This window comes from Hydrogenovibrio thermophilus (genome assembly GCF_004028275.1).
Lineage (GTDB): Bacteria > Pseudomonadota > Gammaproteobacteria > Thiomicrospirales > Thiomicrospiraceae > Hydrogenovibrio > Hydrogenovibrio thermophilus.
Genome location: NZ_CP035033.1, coordinates 1,464,937 through 1,483,984 on the forward strand (window position 1 = coordinate 1,464,937; position 19,048 = coordinate 1,483,984).

The 19,048-nt window shown below is 50.6% G+C and carries 20 protein-coding genes; 8 read left to right on the forward strand and 12 right to left on the reverse strand.

The genetic code is table 11. The features are described from left to right. Window positions 1-79 precede the first annotated feature (79 nt). Window positions 80-1,423: an FGGY-family carbohydrate kinase gene (locus EPV75_RS06860; protein WP_128384902.1), complete on the forward strand. Its 1,344-nt coding sequence runs from the start codon at window positions 80-82 to the stop codon at window positions 1,421-1,423. A gap of 27 nt (window positions 1,424-1,450) precedes the next feature. Here EPV75_RS06860 and EPV75_RS06865 read toward each other — a convergent pair whose 3' ends face one another. After that, the gene (locus tag EPV75_RS06865; protein ID WP_029938151.1) at window positions 1,451-2,212 is read right to left on the reverse strand and encodes an HAD family hydrolase; all 762 of its coding nucleotides are present in this window, start codon (window positions 2,210-2,212) and stop codon (window positions 1,451-1,453) included. Between the two features lie 232 nt (window positions 2,213-2,444). On the opposite strand from EPV75_RS06865, the gene dksA reads away from it, so the two are divergent. The 4 genes from dksA (at window position 2,445) to EPV75_RS06885 (ending at window position 5,426) form a co-directional block, all read left to right on the forward strand. Further along, on the forward strand, window positions 2,445-2,873 hold the full coding sequence (gene dksA / locus EPV75_RS06870; protein WP_029938152.1) for an RNA polymerase-binding protein DksA: 429 nt from the start codon (window positions 2,445-2,447) through the stop codon (window positions 2,871-2,873). Between the two features lie 73 nt (window positions 2,874-2,946). Further along, window positions 2,947-4,542, forward strand: a complete 1,596-nt coding sequence (locus EPV75_RS06875) for a bifunctional aminoglycoside phosphotransferase/ATP-binding protein (protein WP_225972272.1) — start codon at window positions 2,947-2,949, stop codon at window positions 4,540-4,542. A 24-nt stretch (window positions 4,543-4,566) separates the two neighbouring features. Beyond that, on the forward strand, window positions 4,567-5,148 hold the full coding sequence (locus tag EPV75_RS06880; RefSeq protein WP_225972273.1) for a hypothetical protein: 582 nt from the start codon (window positions 4,567-4,569) through the stop codon (window positions 5,146-5,148). A 56-nt stretch (window positions 5,149-5,204) separates the two neighbouring features. After that, window positions 5,205-5,426: a hypothetical protein gene (locus tag EPV75_RS06885; RefSeq protein ID WP_029938155.1), complete on the forward strand. Its 222-nt coding sequence runs from the start codon at window positions 5,205-5,207 to the stop codon at window positions 5,424-5,426. A gap of 44 nt (window positions 5,427-5,470) precedes the next feature. On the opposite strand, the gene EPV75_RS06890 is transcribed toward EPV75_RS06885, so the two are convergent. Further along, a complete protein-coding gene (locus EPV75_RS06890) occupies window positions 5,471-6,076 on the reverse strand; it encodes a YqiA/YcfP family alpha/beta fold hydrolase (RefSeq protein WP_128384903.1) in 606 nt (201 codons plus the stop codon). Window positions 6,077-6,090: 14 nt separating this feature from the next. On the opposite strand from EPV75_RS06890, the gene EPV75_RS06895 reads away from it, so the two are divergent. Beyond that, window positions 6,091-7,896: a single-stranded-DNA-specific exonuclease RecJ gene (locus EPV75_RS06895; protein ID WP_128384904.1), complete on the forward strand. Its 1,806-nt coding sequence runs from the start codon at window positions 6,091-6,093 to the stop codon at window positions 7,894-7,896. An 87-nt stretch (window positions 7,897-7,983) separates the two neighbouring features. Here the strand turns inward: EPV75_RS06895 and thrC are convergent, their stop codons facing one another. From thrC to alaC, 4 genes are all read right to left on the reverse strand, one after another. After that, the gene (gene thrC, locus EPV75_RS06900) at window positions 7,984-9,459 is read right to left on the reverse strand and encodes a threonine synthase (RefSeq protein ID WP_128384905.1); all 1,476 of its coding nucleotides are present in this window, start codon (window positions 9,457-9,459) and stop codon (window positions 7,984-7,986) included. Window positions 9,460-9,540: 81 nt separating this feature from the next. Beyond that, window positions 9,541-10,587: a hypothetical protein gene (locus EPV75_RS06905; RefSeq protein WP_225972274.1), complete on the reverse strand. Its 1,047-nt coding sequence runs from the start codon at window positions 10,585-10,587 to the stop codon at window positions 9,541-9,543. A 70-nt stretch (window positions 10,588-10,657) separates the two neighbouring features. Further along, window positions 10,658-11,974, reverse strand: coding sequence for a homoserine dehydrogenase (locus tag EPV75_RS06910; RefSeq protein WP_128384907.1), 1,317 nt, complete (start codon window positions 11,972-11,974; stop codon window positions 10,658-10,660). 13 nt (window positions 11,975-11,987) lie between these two features. After that, window positions 11,988-13,184: an alanine transaminase gene (alaC, locus tag EPV75_RS06915; protein WP_127119693.1), complete on the reverse strand. Its 1,197-nt coding sequence runs from the start codon at window positions 13,182-13,184 to the stop codon at window positions 11,988-11,990. 316 nt (window positions 13,185-13,500) lie between these two features. On the opposite strand from alaC, the gene EPV75_RS06920 reads away from it, so the two are divergent. After that, window positions 13,501-13,884 carry an Mth938-like domain-containing protein gene (locus EPV75_RS06920; protein ID WP_128384908.1) on the forward strand — a complete coding sequence of 128 codons (384 nt, stop codon included), beginning with the start codon at window positions 13,501-13,503 and terminating at the stop codon, window positions 13,882-13,884. 42 nt (window positions 13,885-13,926) lie between these two features. Here EPV75_RS06920 and EPV75_RS06925 read toward each other — a convergent pair whose 3' ends face one another. Genes EPV75_RS06925 through surE form a run of 4 tightly spaced genes read right to left on the reverse strand, consistent with a single transcriptional unit; the run spans window position 13,927 to window position 16,689 of the window. Beyond that, window positions 13,927-14,628, reverse strand: a complete 702-nt coding sequence (locus EPV75_RS06925; protein ID WP_051673365.1) for a peptidoglycan DD-metalloendopeptidase family protein — start codon at window positions 14,626-14,628, stop codon at window positions 13,927-13,929. A 15-nt stretch (window positions 14,629-14,643) separates the two neighbouring features. After that, entirely contained in the window at window positions 14,644-15,216 is a 573-nt protein-coding gene (locus tag EPV75_RS06930; RefSeq protein WP_225972275.1) for a YqaA family protein, read from the reverse strand. 22 nt (window positions 15,217-15,238) lie between these two features. Further along, window positions 15,239-15,940 (reverse strand): protein-L-isoaspartate(D-aspartate) O-methyltransferase, encoded by a 702-nt coding sequence (locus EPV75_RS06935; protein ID WP_051673366.1) that lies wholly within the window; start codon window positions 15,938-15,940, stop codon window positions 15,239-15,241. Then, window positions 15,937-16,689: a 5'/3'-nucleotidase SurE gene (surE, locus tag EPV75_RS06940; RefSeq protein ID WP_127119690.1), complete on the reverse strand. Its 753-nt coding sequence runs from the start codon at window positions 16,687-16,689 to the stop codon at window positions 15,937-15,939. Before surE ends, EPV75_RS06935 begins: the two co-directional genes overlap by 4 nt. Before the next feature lie 56 nt (window positions 16,690-16,745). Between surE and EPV75_RS06945 the strand changes: the two genes are divergently transcribed. Further along, window positions 16,746-17,291 (forward strand): Smr/MutS family protein, encoded by a 546-nt coding sequence (locus EPV75_RS06945; RefSeq protein WP_128384909.1) that lies wholly within the window; start codon window positions 16,746-16,748, stop codon window positions 17,289-17,291. Window positions 17,292-17,293: 2 nt separating this feature from the next. Here the strand turns inward: EPV75_RS06945 and EPV75_RS06950 are convergent, their stop codons facing one another. Together EPV75_RS06950 and eno are read right to left on the reverse strand one after the other, a co-directional pair. Then, a complete protein-coding gene (locus EPV75_RS06950) occupies window positions 17,294-17,650 on the reverse strand; it encodes an FtsB family cell division protein (RefSeq protein WP_038151605.1) in 357 nt (118 codons plus the stop codon). A gap of 12 nt (window positions 17,651-17,662) precedes the next feature. After that, entirely contained in the window at window positions 17,663-18,943 is a 1,281-nt protein-coding gene (gene eno, locus EPV75_RS06955) for a phosphopyruvate hydratase (RefSeq protein ID WP_127119688.1), read from the reverse strand. Window positions 18,944-19,048: the final 105 nt, after the last annotated feature.

Consider the following 19,048-nt stretch of genomic DNA (forward strand, 5'->3'; position numbering starts at 1 on the left):
TTTGGGTACAAAGAAAAGCGTATGCGCATGTTTTAATCCGTCATAAACGACGCCTTCCCCTTTAAATCAAGAAGATTGCATGTCACAAACAAAACCGGCTCCGACATTATCCTCCGAATTATTATTGGGCATCGACATTGGCACCTCCGGCATCCGGGGCGTCATTGTCGAAAAAGCGCCGAACACCAATCCTGCGCCAGCCCCGTTAGCATCGGCCTCGGTGTCAATGCCGTTCCCCCATCGTCAAGGCCCGAACAGTGAGCAAACAGCCGACCTCTGGGTTCAAACCTTAAACCAACTGTTTGACGCTCTATCCGAAACCGGTTATTTTCCCCATGTCACACGAATGGCACTGGATGCCACCTCCTCGACCGTCTTGCTTGGCAGCCGCCAACGACAGGCTTGGACACAAGCGCTGATGTACGATGATAAGCGCGCCACCGAGGCAGCCGAACGGATTCGTCAATTGGCGCCCAGCGACACAGCCGCTCACGGTGCCTCCAGCACACTGGCAAAAGTCATGTGGCTGGAAAAACATGCCTTAAACGGGCGTCAGCCGCATGAAGCCGTTATTTTTCATCAACTGGATTGGGTGAATGCCTATTTGACTGGTCGTTGTGGGATCACCGACGAAAACAACGCCTTGAAACTCGGTTATGACCCGATTCACCAGGCCTGGCCGAATTGGCTAAACGACCTGACCGGACTGCCTTTACCGGAGGTGGTTCCGCCCGGCACACCGATTGGAGGTATCTTGCCGGATGTGGCAAGTCGTTACGGTTTCAACCCGGAATTAACTGTTTACAGCGGCACGACGGACAGCATCGCCGCCTTTCTCGCGTCCGGAGCCAGTGAAATCGGCGATGCCGTGACCTCTCTCGGTTCCACCATCGCCTTGAAACTGCTGTCGGACAAACCGGTATTCGCACCCGAATACGGCATTTACAGCCACCGTTTATGGAATCAATGGCTGGTCGGCGGCGCCTCCAACGCCGGCGGGGCCGTCTTGTTAAAGCATTTTCCACTGGAAACACTGAAAACCCTGATTCCCCGTTTGCAAACCGACAAACCGACCGGGCTGGATTATTATCCGTTAGCGAGTCCTGGCGAACGTTTTCCCATCAACGACCCGACGCTCGCCCCTCAAATTGACCCACGACCGGATTCCGACGAACGGTTTTTACAAGGGTTATTGGAAGGATTGGTTGAAATTGAAGCTTTAGGCTATGCACGTTTACACGAATTGGGCGGACCGGAAGCGAAGCGCATCTTTACCACCGGCGGCGGAATCCAAAATGACGCATGGATGACATTGCGACAGCAACGTTTTGACGGGGAAATCATCCCCATGAAAAACGCCGATGCGGCCCTCGGCGTCACCCACCTATTGCAGGCGGACGACAACAAGCCGCACGGCGACTGAGTCTTGAAATCAAGACCGTAGAATCAATCAAGCGTTGGCGACTGCTTTCACCAAATCCAAATTCAAATGATTGTGGCCTTGGGCATTACCGGACAAAACCGTGAAAGCCTCTTCCGGTTCTCCCATGTGATCCAACACCAAATGCGCCGCCGAAAAATCATCGTCTTTGGTGTATTCGTTGATGGTGACGATGGTGCGGACATTTGCGGCCGAAGACGACAGAATGCCGTTAGACGAATCCTCAAAGGCAATCGCCTCTTCCGGTGTCAATGACATCTGCTCTAACGCCCAGTGGTAAATATCCGGCGCCGGTTTTTTGGCTGGCACTATGTCGCCGGCGGCAATGACTTCGAACCAGGATTCCGAATCGTCACCCAGGGTATTGGTCAACAGCGCCGTGACATTAGCCGGCGTGGTGGTGGTCACAACCGCCATGCGCATGCCCGCATCTCGAGCTTCCTGAATCAAACGTTCCACGCCGGTACGCAACGGAATCTTGCCTTCGGACAACAACTGGGTATAAAACTTGGTTTTCGCCGCATGCAGTCCCTTGACGAAATCGTCAAAATTTTCCGGCTTTTCGAATTCAGTATTGAATTTATCCAAGTAGTAACGAATACGCTCCTTACCACCGGTCACGGCCAACAAGTCGCCGTAAAGCGCTTCATCCCAATCCCAGTCCAGACCGGCTTCGTCGAAAGCCATATTGAAGGCCACTCGGTGCCCGTCGCGTTCGGTGTCCGCCAGGGTACCGTCCACATCGAACAGCAATGCTTGTAACTCTGCCATAATGTTTAATTTCCTTATTTTTTTAAGACTTTTATTTTTGAAAACTGCGCCTATTAAAGCGTATTTCGCGAAATATGCAACTCTCAAGACCTTCAAATACCGAAAAATTTTGTTGTCACCCTTTTTAAAACTTGGTATAAAACGCAGTTAGATTTTTTAAGTCTGGATCTTTTCACAAGTCAGGGACGAGAGATAAGGTCTTTCATAATAAAACGACAAAAAAGGGAAAGTGATGGAACTTTCACATGATTTTATCGAAAACTACCCTCTGTACGAGCCAAAACCCGGCGAAGAGTACATGAGTCCGGAAATGCTAGAGCATTTCAAAAACAAACTGTTGGCATGGAAAAAGCAGTTGATTTGGGAAGCCAGTAACACGGTAAACCATTTGAAATCCGATTCCTCCACTCCGGCCGATCCGAACGATCGTGCTTCGCAAGAAGAAGAATTCGCTTTGGAACTGAGAACCCGTGATCGTGAACGCAAACTGATTTCCAAAATCGATAAATCGCTGAGAGACATCGAAGACGGCGAATATGGATTCTGTCAAATGAGCGGTGAACCCATCGGCCTTGCGAGAATGGAAGCTCGACCAACCGCTACGCTGACCGTTGAAATGAAGACCAAACAGGAAATGCGCGAAAAACAAGGCATCGCCTAATTTCCATATGACTCAGATCGTTTAAAGCGCCACTCAGGCGCTTTTGACTGACTCGCTCCGCCGTCTCACGACGATGGACCAACCAACTCACGCCGCGGATTTTGTGAATTTACCCTTTTTCATCGATGAATTGTCCCGTGCCGATGTCTACCCGCATCCCACCGAAGTCATCACCACGATTGAAACCCATATTTCCGTTGTCTTCCTGACCGGCGATTACGCCTACAAACTCAAAAAGCCTGTGGATTTCGGTTTTTTGGACTTCTCACAACTGGCCGACCGTAAACGCTATTGCGAGTTGGAAATTCAGCTGAACCAACGCAGCGCGCCAGAACTGTATATCGACATCTGCCCGCTGTATTTCCACGACGGCCAAGTACAATTTGAACCGAACGGCGACCCGGTCGAATACCTCATCAAGATGAAACAGTTCGACCCCAATCGCGTGCTGGGCCGTTATCTCAAAGAGCACACGCTGGATGACCGACAAATCCAGGAGCTGTCGGAACGCATCGCTCAGTTTCACGCCTCTGCCGAAGCCACCATCGAACAGGATGATTTCGGTCACCCGGATAATCTCATCCACCCTATGCTGGAAAACTTTCCACCTTTGCTGAAAAGCTTTCCACACCCGGAACAACAATATCGTCTCAAGCAGTTGGCCGAATGGACGCACTTCACACAGAAAACGCTTTACGACGACTTATTGGCGCGTAAAGCCGATGGCTTCGTCCGTGCTTGCCACGGCGACATGCATCTCGATAACATCACCTTATTGAACGATGTTCCGACCTTGTTTGACGGCATTGAGTTCAACGAACAATTTCGTTGGATCGACGTGATGAACGACCTGGCCTTTTTGATGATCGACCTCGACAACCGGCAACAAGTGGTCCTGAAACGCAAGATTCTCAGCCAATATCTGAGTTTAACCGGTGATTATAACGGCTTGAAATTTCTTCGTTTTTACCAGATCTACCGTTCCATGGTGCGCTCCAAAATTACCGCCCTTCGTTATCATCAGTTGCCCAAAGGTTCATTTGAAGCCGAACAACATTTTGACCTGGCTCTACAGTACCTAAAGCAAGCCGAAGATGACGCCTACGCCCTGCCTGAGCCGAAATTGATTTTAATGGTCGGTGTATCCGGTTCCGGCAAATCCCATTATGCGCAAGCCTTGCTCAACCACCTGGATGCCATCGTCATCAGCTCCGACATTGAACGCAAACGCCTTTACGGTATCGACCCGACACACCGGGTACCCGAGTTGGAAAAAACACGCCTCTATGCACCGGAAATGAGTCGACAAACTTATCAACGCCTGCATCACTTGGCCAAAACGCTTTTAGCCGAAGGCTACAGCGTCATCGTCGACGCCACTTTTTTGAAAAGCGAACACCGCCAACCGTTTTTGGCCTTGGCGGCGCAAGCTAAATGCCGCGCACATCAACTCTACATCACCCCAAACAATCACCTTGAGGTGGTTCGTCGTAATCTGCATGAACGTCAAACCGCCGACACCAATCCGTCGGATGCCGACGTTGCCGTCATGCACCGGCAGCTTGAATCGCTTGAACCGCCATCGGAAACCGACATCACTCTGACCTTGACACCCGGTGCCGAAATTGACGAAGAAATGCTCAAGAATTGGCTGAACCCGCCGCTATAATTCATAACGAATTCGGTTAAACTGATGATTATGATGCGTGATTTTTTCAAACTGTCCATTTTGACGGCCTTTGCCCTTTCTCCCAGCCTTGGGTGGGCGGCGGACGAACGCCCCAAACCGATAGACCAAATCACCTTGCTGGGACTCACTGTGACCGACAGCGACTTGGACAGCGTGCGCAAACAGCTTTGGGACATCGGCGGTTTCAAACAAGCCGACTCCACCAAACGCCAGCGCAACCTGGATAAATTCTTCACCTGGTCACGAATGCGTGACAGTTACTATGTGGAATTCCGCTACGACAATGCTGGTAAAACCACTTCCGCTTACCGGCTGTTTCGCCCGCAATCGATTGAATTCGACAATCGCCTGACGCCGATCAGCACCAAAGCGGTGGCACGAACCATCGTTGAACAAATCGGTCAACCAACGCGCATTATTCGTAAAGGCTGGGGCGGCTCACCGGATTACACCGCCTACATTTGGCAAAACGATCAAATGAAAGTGGAAGTCGACCGTGAAGGCAGTGAACGCTACGGCAATGTCTTTATCCGTTATACCGTGATGAACCGCGATCCCTATTTTGTTGCGGAAAAAGGTAAATAGGATTAAGATGAAACCGGTTCGCTGATTTTTTGCGACGCTTTTTTCAGGAGTTTCTCATGGACATTTCCACTTCCGCCAATGCATACGCCTACCAAGGCATTCAAAACGGTTTCAACCAACTGGACAATACCAGCGCGAAACTGGCGGATATGAACAATCCCAGTAAAAACGAATCGTTGGTGGATTTAAAGCAATCCGAGACACAAGTCCAAAGTTCGGCCAAAGCCTTGAAAACCGGCAACGACATGCTGGGCACCATTATCGATATTATGGCTTAATCGCCCGGAACCGCCTAAAACCCAACCACCTAGAAGCGGTTCACTCACCCCTTTCGAGTCACATACTGTTCCACAAACTGTTTCATTTTCGGCCAGGCCTGGTCGAGATGCTGAAAGGCATGATTCCCGCCGTCGAACACACACACCTCGCCCGTACCATGATAAGCTTCATACGCCCATTGATACGGAATCACCTCATCGTCTTTATCCAATAGCAACAGCGACGGTTGATTGGCATCAACATGGGTATGGTAAGGTTCCAGAGCCGTGAGATACCCCTCATCCAAACAAAAACGCTCGCCCGTGGCCGGGTTATCGTGTTCTCCCAAGTAAGCACTTAAAATCGGTTTGGGGGTCAACGCCGGGTTAATCATGCCAACCGGCACACCGTAACGCTGAGCGATGTAACGGCCGTAGAAACCACCCATCGACGATCCGAAAACACACCAGGCCTGGCCGTTTTTCACATTCGGACTGTTCAAAATCGAATGCTGCACCACGGAATCAATCGCCGCCACCGACGCTTGCGGCGACACGATCGGATAAGTTGGCGTCAACACCTTGATGCCTTCGGCTTCAAATGCCCGTTTGACCCATTGGCCTTTATGACTGTTCCCCGAGCTTAAAAAACCATGTAAATACAGAATCATGCTAAAATCTCTTTATGTCAGAAACGAATCAAACGCACCCGAAACAACCGCAAATCATTGAGCGCTCACCACATCCGGATGTCCTTCAAGCCGCCCTTTCGCTGGGCTTGACGCCACTGCAATCCAAACTGGTCGCCAACCGCTTGGCTCCGTCCGATTTGACCGATGATAACATGACGGACGCGGTGCAGAAGATCGTTTTCCCAAAACTGCAACACCTGCAACACCCTAATGAACTGAAAAACGCCGACCGGGCCGCGCGTTTGATTGCCGACGCCATCGAATCCGACGGCAAAATCGTTCTCGCCACCGATTACGACACGGACGGCGTGACTTCGGCTTGGGTCGCGACGCGCGCGCTCATCGATTTTTTCGGTGTGGCACCGCAGCGCATCGAACACATCATTGGTGAACGCACCGAAGGCTATGGCATTACCGATGACGTCGTCCAACGGATTCTCGCCATTCAAGACCCCATCGATTTGGTCATTTCCGCCGACCAAGGTTCCAGCGACGAACCGCGTATCCGACAATTGGCCGATGCCGGTATTCCGGTCTGCGTCACCGACCACCACCAGATGACCGTGGCCGGCGCCCCTGCCAGTGCTGTCTGCACGGTGAACCCGCAACAAGACGGTTGCGGTTACGACAAAACCGTGGCCGGTTGTTTCGTGATTTTTCTGGTGATGGGACAAACCCGAAGCGAGTTGATCCGGCGCGGACGCTTACCTAAAGACAGCCCCAGCTTAAAGGCCTTGGCGCCGAATATCGCATTGGGCACCGTAGCCGACAGCGTCAGTTTGAAAAGCCTGAACAACCGGGCCATTGTCCAGTCCGGCCTGAGTGTCATCAATCAATTGCAACACCCGACTTGGCAAGCCCTGCATCAAATGAACGACAATCAAGGCCAGCCACTGAATGCCGAATACCTCGGCTTTCAGGTCGCAACCCGAATCAATGCCGCCAGCCGGGTCAGTGATGTGACCACCGCGTTCAAGTTTTTAAATGCCGCGAATTTACCGGAAGCCGCCCGTCATCTGGAACAACTCGACCAAGACAACCTGGACCGACGTCAGCAACAGGAAGCCATGTTGGCTCAAGCACGTGAACAGGCCAAACAACTGTACCACGATCGTAAGTTCACCCTGTGTATCCAAATGCAAGGCAATGCCGGCATTCAAGGAATTATCGCCTCCCGAATCGGTGAGGAATACGGTGTACCGACCATTGCGATGACCGACCTGCAAGACGGCAACCTTGCAGGCAGTGGCCGTGGCATCGTGTCCAATATCGATTTGCGCGAAGCCTTTCAATGGATGGCGGATACCCATGACGGGCTTTTCCAGTCAATGGGGGGCCACAAAGGCGCGGCAGGTTGCATGATTCCGATTGAAAAATTCGACGTGTTTGCCGACCTGTTTGAAGAAGCCGTCCGCCAACAACTCAACGACGAAGTGCCCGTACCCATCATTGAAACCGACGGAGGCCTGGAAGACTGGCAACTCACGCCCGCCTTGATTCAGGAATTAAATCAGCTCGAACCTTATGGCAGAGAATGGCCCAAGCCATTGTTTTACGGTGAATTTCGATTATTGGAAGCGCGCCATGTCGGCCAGACCAAAACCCATTTATCGGTCAAACTGCAAACACAAAACGGTCAGGTATTATCCGGCATTCAGTTCAATGCCAAGCCCTCGGCCGACGCGCCGGATCGTTTTTTCGGCAATGAACCTGTCCGTTGCGTTTATCAGCCGAGCTTAAATACCTTCTACGGTCGTACCAACTTACAGTTGAAAATCGTCACCCTACAACCAGCCTAAATCTTGGTGACATAAAAAAACCGACCAGGCCTGGTCGGTTTTATCATAAAGTCGCCGGACTTTGGAATGCCGTCGATTCAACGCACTCTACCCCAAGAAACTGAGAATTTCCTGTTCGATCTGCTCTTTGTCGATAACGGTCTTCTGGGCAACCTCTTTATCGAATAACGCCGCAATCTGTTCTGGGATTTTGACCTTGGCTTTCTGGGAAATCATCTCTAAAGCGTCCTTATCATGCTCGAACGATTCGCCCGTCAACGCATCCGCAATCACCGGCGAGAATTTGGTCCATTCCGCAGTCGAATAAGCGATAGTTTTGATGGACGTATCGTCACGGCAGGTGTCGTAAGCCTTGAAACAGGTTGCGGTATGCGGACACATCAAATACCCGGCTTCAAACGCCACTCGAATGTAGTCCTTCCCTTCCTGATCGGAGCAGAAGTCGGCGGCGAAAATCGCTTGAACCTGCTTCAACTCGTCGGCGGTCAACGCATAGTATTTGTCGTTATCCAACTTCAACATCAGTTCTTTAGTGCGTTCCGCGCCGAACAAGTCGAAGAGGATGCGCTCGATGTTGGACGACTTGAGAATATCCATCGCCGGAGAAGTCGTTGGAATCACCGAAGCGTCGCGTAAGTCGTACTCACCGGTTTTAATGAATTTGGTCAACACATTGTTTTGGTTAGAAGCGATGTGAATCTGTTTGACCGGCAAGCCCATCTTATAAGCGTAATAACCGCCCAACGCATTCCCGAAATTACCGCTCGGCACATTCAGATACACCAAATCACCTAATTCGATGGCGTTTTGACGCACCAATTCCAAATAACTATGGATGTGGTAAATGGTCTGGAAAATAATGCGCCCGAAGTTCACCGAGTTGGCCGCAGACAAGGAAATGTGGTTTTCGTTCAGCTTATCGCGGAACGTATCCGATACCAGCAGAGTTTTCAAAGCCGTCTGAGCATCGTCAAAATCACCGTGAATACCGATGACTTTCAAGTTCACCGCATCTTCGGTCACCATTTGTAAGCGTTGCACGTCCGAGGTACCGCCGTCCGGATACAAACACGCCACTTGCACATTGTCACGGTTCTTGAAGGTTTCCAGGGCCGCCGGGCCGGTATCGCCGCTGGTGGCAGCCAGAATCAGATATTTATCGCCATTGGCTTGCGCGACCGACGACAGCACTTTACCGAACGGTTGCAGCGCCATGTCCTTAAAGGCACGCGTTGGCCCGTGATACAGCTCACTGACATACAGATCGTCATACACCTTCACCACCGGAACCGGGTTTTTTGGGTCATCGAACGCATCGTACAACGACAGCGCTTCGTCAATCACGCTTTCAGCGATATCCACTTCAAACATCGCCAAAACCGCTTTGGCCAGGGTTTTATAATCGGAGTTCGCATGTTGCTGCAAAAAATCCAAACCAAAGTGCGGCAGACTTTCCGGCGAATAAATGCCGCCGAAGGAAGACATCGGGCTTAAGATCGCTTGAGAGAACGTGATCGATTCGGGTCTTTGACCGTCGTTACCGCGGGTTTCGATAAATTTCATACAGATTCCAATTGAATATCAGTTCGTAAATAACGGCAGATTATACAAAAAATCGGGGGCAAAATCCCGATTATGCGACGCTTATAGCCGTGCAAGCGATTTCTTACGGCGCCAGAACCGGCGCAGGTGTTTTGGTTTCAAATGATAGCGTTTCGGCAACCCGACATCGATAAACAGTGAATCGATGTCTTGATTTTTTACAGCCAGCAATAACGGTTCAAACCAGGCCTTTTCCAGCGTTTGCAAGCCGGCCAACCATTCGCTTTGGGTCTGTTGCCCTGCCGTCGGCATCGTCAAATGCAGCAGATGATGGGCGAAGCCCCCTTTCGTCGACAATGCGGATTCCGACCAGTCCTGGTAGCTTTTCGGTTGGGTGCTGTAGTCCGCTTGCGCCAAGTTTGCCAAGCCTTGCAGATACGCATCTTGGGACCAGATTTTCGCCTGTGGCCGGAACTCGACCTGATCGGCTGCCAAACGGCCTTCCCCCCAAAACCATAAGCTGTTGATTTCCGGCCAGCCACGCTCGCGACGGGCTTCGTTCACCGGATGAGTGAAAAACAGCATTTGCGTCTCATTCATCAACTGGTGCCAGTAACCGGCGGCATTGCCTTTCGGATAATGCGGATTGATGTTTTGATACGCCGCGCGAGACAAAGGCGTCGACTGTAAATCGACCGGTTGCGCGATGCGTAAATACCAGTCGGTCGCACCGGCATACTCCAACTGTACGCCATCTTCTGCAAAGTGGGCATTAAACGCTTCCAGCAGGGCTTTGGATTCGGTTTCCGTCACGGCCAAATCGCCCGGAGGAATCATCACCAGGGTATCGCGGTCGGGAATCACCTGACAGGGTTCGGCACGCAACCAGAAAGCATCCGCATCGTAGTCCGGCAATTGCACCGACGCCATAACCGAGGCCACCGGTAAGGTTTGCGTTTGATGGAACAAATAGCTGGCGGTTTCATGAAAGGTTTGCGTCTTGGCGGGAAAGGCATCCGCGCGCGACAAGAGCGTACGCAGAGCCGGCACATGCAAGGCCTTAACATCGGTTTCCGGAAGGTCCGACGACGATAACGGCACCAGCAACTCCGGCAGCCAAAGCGTCACCGATTTTGCTTGAGAGGCCATAACGGACATCCTTTACGATGAGACAGAAGTTCGAAAACCCAAACCGGCCATCTTGGCCGGTTCAAAGAATTTAATCCAGTGCGCCGACTCGAATGCGCATGATTTTGCCATCAATGGCATCCATGGCTTCCAAAGTTTGAATCGCCTGATCGACATCGGATTCTTTGACTTGGTTGGTGATAATGACCACAGTGGCATCGTCCGGATTTTGAGACGATGGTTCCTGGTGCAATAATTCGATATTGATGTGATGTTCGGCCAGCGTCGCGCTTAATTCGGCTAACACGCCTGCATTATCTTTCGCGAAACATCGCAAGTAATACGCTGAATTGATCTCGCTGATTGGCAATACCGGCGCCGACTCCAGTTGATTCAACGCGAAGCCCAAGCCTGGAACGCGATCCGCCTGTGGCTGATGCTCGGCACGAATCAAATCGATAATGTCGGCCACCACCGCGCTAGCGGTTGGTCCGGCACCGGCACCCGGCCCATAATACATGGTCGGCCCGACGTGGTCGCCGTTGACCATCACCGCATTCATCACCCCGTTCACCTGCGCCAACAAAACGGACTTTGGCACTAAGGTTGGGTGAACGCGCAGCGAAAAGCCGTCCTCGGCGCGGTTGGCAATGCCCAAGTGTTTAATTTCATACCCTAGTTGGTCGGCAAAACGGATATCTTCCGCGGTGATTTGGCTGATGCCCTCGGTATAAACGCGCTCGAACTGCAACTCGATACCGAACGCAATAGAGGCTAGAATAGTCAATTTGTGCGCCGCATCAATGCCTTCCACGTCAAACGTCGGGTCGGCTTCGGCATAACCTAACTCCTGAGCCGTTTTCAAAACCTTGGCAAAGTCCGCACCGGGCTTTTTCATTTCGGTCAAAATGTAATTGCCAGTGCCGTTAATGATGCCGGCGACCCATTCAATTTGGTTCCCGGCTAAGCCTTCACGCAAGGCCTTGATAATCGGGATACCGCCGGCCACAGCCGCCTCATAAGCGATGGAAACACCTTTTTGCGCAGCCAACTCAAACAATTCGTTGCCGTGTTCGGCAATCAACGCCTTATTGGCGGTCACAACGGATTTGCCGTTTTCGATTGCGGTTTCAATGCAAGTTTTCGCCAGGGTCGTTCCACCCATCAGTTCGACGACCATATCGACATCCGGATTATTGACCACATCCAGCGGCTGGTCGGTCATAATGGCTCCGTCGACCTCGACGGCACGTTTTCGGTTCAAATCACGCACGGCAATGTGAATGATTTGAATGGAAACATCCCCGCCCAATCGGCGTTCGATTTCAGACAAGGTGTTTTTCAAAATGGTGGCCGTACCACCGCCGACGGTACCGAATCCCAACAAACCTAACTTAACTTGCTTCACGCTCACTCCACACTTATTTTACGTTGATCAATCCGTCTTTTCGGAACATGTCCCGAATGCCACGAATCGCCTGACGGGTACGATGTTCATTCTCAATCAAGCCGAAACGGACATGATCGTCACCATAATCGCCGAAGCCAATCCCCGGCGAGACCGCCACTTTCGCGTCGGTCAACAATTTTTTGGAAAACTCCAACGAGCCCATTTCACGGTAAGCTTCCGGAATCGGGGCCCAGACGAACATGGTCGCTTTCGGTGGTTCCACTTCCCAGCCGATGCTGTTCAAGCCCTGACACAACACATCACGGCGCGAACGATACATGTCGCAGATTTCCTGCACGCAATCCTGCGGCCCTTCCAAGGCCGCGATAGCCGCAACCTGAATCGGCGTAAAGGTACCATAGTCCAAATAGGATTTCATGCGCTTGAGTGCGTGCACCAAGGTTGGGTTACCGACCATAAAGCCGACACGCCAGCCCGGCATGTTATAACTTTTCGATAAGGTATAGAATTCGACCGCAATGTCCTTCGCCCCTTCCACTTGCAGAATGGACGGTGATTGATAGCCATCGAATACGATGTCGGCATACGCCAAATCGTGAATGACCCAAATATCGTGTTCTTTGGCGATGGCCACGACTTTTTCAAAGAATTCCAAGTCCACCGTTTGCGTAGTCGGATTCCCCGGGAAGTTCAGCACCAGCATTTTCGGTGTCGGCCAGGATTCCTTAATGGCTTTTTCCAACTCTTCGAAGAAATCGACATCCGGCGTCATGCGCACATGACGAATATCGGCACCGGCAATCACAAAGCCGTAAGGGTGGATTGGATAAGCCGGATTCGGCACCAGTACCGTATCTCCTTTATCGACCGTCGCCAACGCCAAGTGCGCCAAGCCCTCTTTGGAACCGATGGTAACGACCGCTTCGGTGTCCATATCCAAATCGACATCGAACTTGGTCTTATACCAGTTACAGATGGCTTTACGTAAACGGGGAATGCCTTGAGAAACGGAATAGCGATGGGTGCCTTCGCGTTGCACCACCTCAATCAGTTTGTCGACGATGTGTTTCGGGGTGTCCTGGTCCGGATTCCCCATCCCGAAATCGATGATGTCTTCACCGCGGCGTCGGGCTTCGGCCTTTAGCTCTCCGACGATATTGAATACATAAGGAGGAAGTCGTTTGATTCTTTGAAAGTCGCCAGTCACGGAGTGTTTAACCTTTAAATTGGTTCTGCCAAACGGGGCCTTGCCTTCGGTTTTTTCAGAAACGAGATTCTCCTTGTCTAGAACAACGACAATCGTTGCTTGTATCCGTGTTTTCAGGATGTATCAGACAAAACAGACGGTTTTGAAACCTCGAAACATCAAAGCGCGCACTCACAATTTCACTGTGCGGACTTTGCGGCTCCTATAAGCAGAAAGTGTAATGAGATTTAGTCTGTTTATGATACAGAAACATTTTTTTTCGTCAATTGAAATGTGGGTATAATTCGTGGTAAAAACCGACTGAAGGAGCCTGACTATGAAATTTACCGAACACCGAGATTCCAACATTCTTTCAGTCAAAAAATATCAACCAGGCCTGGTCAAAATCAATGAAACCGATGTCCACGGCAGCTGTTTCTTGAATCAGCATGAATTGGTGACCGACTGGTCCTGCCGCACGCTGGATGAACTCAACGAAGACCACCTGCAAGAAGTCTTTTCATTGCGGCCGGAAGTCATTATCTTGGGCACCGGCGAACGTCAGACATTTCCGGCGCCGAAACTGTTCGCGTTCTGTACCCAAAATGGTATTGGCCTGGAAGTGATGGATAACGCCGCGGCCTGCCGAACCTATAATGTCTTAACAACCGAAGACCGTGAAGTGGCACTGGCGCTGATTATGGAACCTGCAGCCGATTAATGGCCGTCGCACCCGTGCAAAAAACGCTTACAAATTCTGCGCTTAAAAGAGTTTTTTAATGTCGATTTTCCGGCCACGATAACGGGCTTCGACGTACAACTCCGGCTTTTTCACACTACCGGTTTGCCCTAAGGTCGCGATAAGCTGGCCTTTCTTCACCCGCTGCCCTTCCTTAACCTGCAAGGAATCATTATGGGCGTAAACGGTTAAATGCTCGGTATCGTGTTTAATAACCACCATATTGCCGTACTGACGAATTCCGTTACCGGCATACACGACCTTACCGGCCGCCACCGCATACACTCCATCGCCGATACCACCATAAATACGCAAGCTGTTCAAACCGGATGCATCCTTCACGTATTCGTATTTGAGTTTCTTTTTGACCGGCCAACTGAAATTCGCTTTCTTATAGGCACTGGAGGAAGGTTGTGTTTTTGCAGAACGGTGGGAAACCGTGCTCCGGCTTGATGAACCGCTTGGAATGGTCAATTCCTGTTTGACATACAAGGTATAAGGCGGCACCAAATGATTTTTATCCGCCAGCGCCATCATATCAACATCGCAACGAGCGGCGATTTCACTTAAGGTATCCCCGCTCCGCACCACATACACCGAACCGCAACCGGACAGGTCATCGAAATAGGCCCTACTCCCGGCTTCACCACGGTATCTTGCCGGTGCACAGCCTGTAATCAGCCATACCACTTCTATCAGCAATAATCCGATGAGTGCCTGCTTCATGACGGGATAAAAACCTTACAACTGTTTGATTAAAAGATAAACGACCACCAATAGGATTAAACCATAACCGATCCAATCGATGTATTGACGAATCTTGGATTCATATCGCTCACCGCCGACCTTCATCAGCGCAGCTACTAAAAAGAACCGTGCGCCGCGGCCGATGAACGAGGCCAGAATAAACGGCAATAATGCCATATTAGTCGCTCCGGCGGAAATGGTAAAGAGCTTATAGGGAATCGGACTGAACCCGGCCAAGAAAACAATCCACACACCGTATTCATCGAAAAAACCTTCGATGGTTCGATATTTATCAACGTAGTTCACCGATTCTAACAGCGGCCAAATCGCTTCCAGCATCCAATAACCGATGGCGTAACCCAGCAGTCCGCCCAACAGCGAGGTAACGGTCGTGATCCAAGCAAAAAAATAGGCGCGATTCGGCTGAGACAAGCTCATCGGCATCAACATCACGTCCGGCGGAATCGGGAAAAAAGAGGCTTCGGCAAAACTCATCCCGCCTAGATACCACGGGGCTTTAGGGTGTTTCGACCACTGAAGGGTCTTATCGTACAATCGGCGGAACAATTTTTTTCCTTTTCATGACATATTATGTTTCGATGCCTGACAGCATCGGAACGAACATTACCGGCCCCAAATAGTCTTCGGTGTAACCGGTTTCGGTTTTGACAAAGCCGAACAATCCCTGCTCAGTCCCGCCGATTGGCATCACCAAACGGCCACCGACTCTCAGCTGATCCAACAGCTCCTGCGGTACCGACTCCGGTGACGCCGCGCACACAATACCGTCAAACGGCGCTTCAGAAGGAATCCCCCAAAAACCATCTGCCACATTGGCATGGACATTGTTTAACCTTAACTGCTTCAATACCTGTTGCGCGCGGAGCAATAACGGCTCAATCCGCTCCACACTGTACACTTCGTCCACCAGCAAAGCCAATATCGCGGCCTGATAGCCTGAACCGGTCCCGACATCCAACACCTTATGCAAAGGTCCGTCCGCCAGCAACCAGGACGTCATTTTCGCCACCACCCAAGGCTGGGAAATGGTCTGACCGTGACCAATCGGCAAGGCCGTGTCTTCATAGGCCCGCGAAGCCATGGCTTCATCGATGAATAAATGTCTGGGCGTCACTCGAATGGCGTTCAAAACCGCTTCATCTGTAATACCTAAAGCCATCAGGCGTTCTACCAAACGGTTACGAGTGCGTTGTGATGTCATGCCAACCCCCTGAGCGTCAGAATAGGCTTCATTTGGGTATTCAATCGGCTGGTTTAACAGACTTTTCATGGATTCTCTTCAAACCAGCCTTTTAGCAGTGCTTGCATTTCATAATGGGTTAAGTCGATTTTCAACGGCGTGACCGACGCATAACCATTTTCGACCGCATGGAAATCCGTTCCCTCGGAAGCATCCTCCGCCTCACCGGCCGGGCCGACCCAGTAAATGGGCTTACCACGCGGGTCTTTGGTACGCACCACCTGCTCCGAACAATGGCGCTTACCCTGTCGTGTAATTTGAATGCCGTTCAATTCTTCAACCGGGATATCCGGGACATTGATATTGAGAATAGTGGATTTATCCAACGGCAATTTTTGAAAATCTTTGAACAGGCGTGTCACCACCTCAGCGGCGGTCTCAAAATGGCGATCCCCACACAAAGACACCGCAATGGACGGTTTACCTAAAAAACGTCCTTCCGTGGCCGCAGCGACCGTACCGGAATAAAGGACATCGTCCCCCATATTGGCGCCGGCATTAATACCGGAAATCACCATTTCGGGTTGAAAGTCCAGAGCACCATTGATGCCCAAATGCACACAATCGGTCGGCGTGCCGTTCACACTGTAAATGGCATCTTCATGCCGGGTAATTCGAAGCGGTTCCATCAAAGTCAGAGAGTTACTGGCCGCACTGCGGTTTCGGTCCGGCGCAATAAGCCGAATATCGGAGTGTACATTCAGACGATGCATACACTGCCACAACGCCCGAATGCCTGGAGCGTCATAGCCGTCATCGTTGGATAACAAGATTTTCATAACCTGCCTTGACTAGGGTAAAATAACAGCTGTCCTTTAGACCATGTCATTATAGTATGTCTCACATTTCAGATGAAGATAAATCCCTGTTTGCGGAAGCCGTTCAAGGCACGCAAAAACTGAATCCGCGTAAAACCGTCGCAACGGTTACGCCGAAATCGCAGCCGCCCCTACGTCACAAACGCCGTTCGACTTCACCTGAACCCGGTCAATTATTTCAAGGAAACGACCAGGCCTGGCCGTCTCGCGTATCCGCGTTTGAATACATCGAGTACCAGCATCCAAACTGCTCGGCTCAGGATTTCAAGCGACTACGAAAAGGCGACTTCAAAACACGGTTCTGTCTGGACTTACACGGCCATACCGAGTTGGAAGCCGAAAAGGCCCTGGAGCACTTCATTCACGAAGCACTGCAAAGCCAAGCCCGCTATCTGATTATCGTGCACGGTAAAGGCTATCACTCGGAATCCGATTACCCCGTCCTCAAAAACTTGGTGAACTACCGTTTACCGCAAATTCCCGACTTGCTCGGTTTTTGCAGCGCGCAACCCAAAGACGGTGGCACTGGGGCCGTTTACGTGTTTTTGAAAAACCAGCGTTAGCCTTACGGCAAAGAATTCGAAGGCGTTTCAGTAGCCTCGTTACTTTCCATATCGGTTTGTTTTTCAACCGCTTTTGGTTGTGATTTCGGTAACTCGATAATCTTAATGAAAGCCTCATCCTCACCAATCATGCCCAGTTTTTGTCGGGCAATGGTTTCAATCGCTTGCGTACTGGATTGCAAATCCTTCACCTCTTTACGAAGCAAGGCGTTGTTTTGTTCCAACACATCGATTTTAGAATGCAGTTCATCGAGATTTTTTTGAAGGGATAGCAGTTCGCCCACGCCACCGTCCGATGACAGTAAGCGAACCTGTAGAATCAAAATAACAATTGCGAGTGCAATGTAGATAATTTTCAAGATTAACCCGGATTATTTCAGGTTATAAAACGCGTCTTTTCCAGGGTAAACGGCCGCGTCGCCCAATTCTTCCTCAATACGAATCAATTGATTGTACTTGGCGATACGATCCGTTCTGGACATGGAACCGGTTTTGATTTGCCCCGAACCGGTCGCCACAGCGATATCGGCAATGACTGTATCTTCGGTTTCACCGGAACGGTGAGACACCACGGCCGTGTAACCGGCATCTTTGGCCATTTGAATCGCTTGGAAAGTTTCCGTTAGCGTACCGATTTGGTTGATCTTGATCAAAATCGAGTTGGCGATGCCTTTTTCGATTCCTTCTTTCAAAATCTTAGGATTGGTCACGAACAAGTCGTCGCCCACGATCTGCAAACGCTGACCGTCTTTTTCCGTTTGATATTTGAAACCGTCCCAGTCGGACTCGTCCAAACCGTCTTCAATCGAAATAATCGGATACTTGCTGACCCAACCGGACAGCAAATCAACCATTTCATTGGAAGACAGGGTTTTGTTTTCCGAAGCCAGGTAATATTGGCCGTCTTTGTACAATTCGGAAGAGGCCGCGTCCATCGCGATCATAATGTCTTCACCCGCTTTGTAACCGGCTTTTTCGATCGCTTCCAAAATCACCTGAATCGCTTCTTCGTTGGATTTCAGATCCGGTGCAAAACCACCTTCATCACCGACGGCGGTGTTGTAACCTTTGTCATGCAATACTTTTTTCAACGCATGGAAAATCTCCGCACCGTAACGAATGGCTTCGGACATGGATGGCGCACCAACCGGCATAATCATGAATTCCTGGAAATCCACCGAGTTATCGGCATGCTCCCCACCGTTGATGATGTTCATCATCGGAACCGGCATTTTGTAATCGTCGGTTTTCAAGTAAGCATACAATGGCAAGCCCTTGGATTTTGCCGCCGCTTGCGCCACCGCAATCGAAACCGCCAAAATCGCATTAGCCCCCAAACGGGCCTTATTGTCGGTTCCGTCCAACTCGATCATTGCATTGTCAATCGCCGCTTGGTCGGTTGCGTCTTTGCCTAGCAGGCAGGCTTTGATTTCGGTGTTAATATTATTAACCGCTTTTAAAACGCCTTTACCGCCGAATTTTGACGCATCACCGTCACGCAATTCAATGGCTTCACGAGAACCCGTTGACGCACCAGACGGAGAAATACCACGACCTTTTGAGCCGTCTTCCAAGATGACATCGGCTTCCACCGTAGGGTTACCACGTGAGTCGATGACTTGACGAGCTTTGATATCTTTAATCAATGACATATGCATTTTCCTATTTTCTTTTTTTACTCAGTTTCTTCGTTTCATCCGCCCCATTCTAAAGTCAGAATATGGCAAACGAATGACAAATTCGGTTTTATCGGCTCT

Excerpts from the sequence above, each read along its gene's own strand:
- surE (WP_127119690.1), bottom strand. The coding sequence starts at position 16,689 with ATGAAAATCTTGTTATCCAACGATGACGGCTATGACGCTCCAGGCATT.
- EPV75_RS06945 (WP_128384909.1), top strand. The coding sequence starts at position 16,746 with ATGTCTCACATTTCAGATGAAGATAAATCCCTGTTTGCGGAAGCCGTT.
- EPV75_RS06885 (WP_029938155.1), top strand. The coding sequence starts at position 5,205 with ATGGACATTTCCACTTCCGCCAATGCATACGCCTACCAAGGCATTCAA.
- EPV75_RS06860 (WP_128384902.1), top strand. The coding sequence starts at position 80 with ATGTCACAAACAAAACCGGCTCCGACATTATCCTCCGAATTATTATTG.
- EPV75_RS06895 (WP_128384904.1), top strand. The coding sequence starts at position 6,091 with ATGTCAGAAACGAATCAAACGCACCCGAAACAACCGCAAATCATTGAG.
- EPV75_RS06875 (WP_225972272.1), top strand. The coding sequence starts at position 2,947 with ATGGACCAACCAACTCACGCCGCGGATTTTGTGAATTTACCCTTTTTC.
- EPV75_RS06890 (WP_128384903.1), bottom strand. The coding sequence starts at position 6,076 with ATGATTCTGTATTTACATGGTTTTTTAAGCTCGGGGAACAGTCATAAA.
- thrC (WP_128384905.1), bottom strand. The coding sequence starts at position 9,459 with ATGAAATTTATCGAAACCCGCGGTAACGACGGTCAAAGACCCGAATCG.
- EPV75_RS06920 (WP_128384908.1), top strand. The coding sequence starts at position 13,501 with ATGAAATTTACCGAACACCGAGATTCCAACATTCTTTCAGTCAAAAAA.
- dksA (WP_029938152.1), top strand. The coding sequence starts at position 2,445 with ATGGAACTTTCACATGATTTTATCGAAAACTACCCTCTGTACGAGCCA.
- EPV75_RS06865 (WP_029938151.1), bottom strand. The coding sequence starts at position 2,212 with ATGGCAGAGTTACAAGCATTGCTGTTCGATGTGGACGGTACCCTGGCG.
- EPV75_RS06925 (WP_051673365.1), bottom strand. The coding sequence starts at position 14,628 with ATGAAGCAGGCACTCATCGGATTATTGCTGATAGAAGTGGTATGGCTG.
- EPV75_RS06880 (WP_225972273.1), top strand. The coding sequence starts at position 4,567 with ATGATTATGATGCGTGATTTTTTCAAACTGTCCATTTTGACGGCCTTT.
- eno (WP_127119688.1), bottom strand. The coding sequence starts at position 18,943 with ATGTCATTGATTAAAGATATCAAAGCTCGTCAAGTCATCGACTCACGT.
- EPV75_RS06935 (WP_051673366.1), bottom strand. The coding sequence starts at position 15,940 with ATGAAAAGTCTGTTAAACCAGCCGATTGAATACCCAAATGAAGCCTAT.
- EPV75_RS06905 (WP_225972274.1), bottom strand. The coding sequence starts at position 10,587 with ATGGCCTCTCAAGCAAAATCGGTGACGCTTTGGCTGCCGGAGTTGCTG.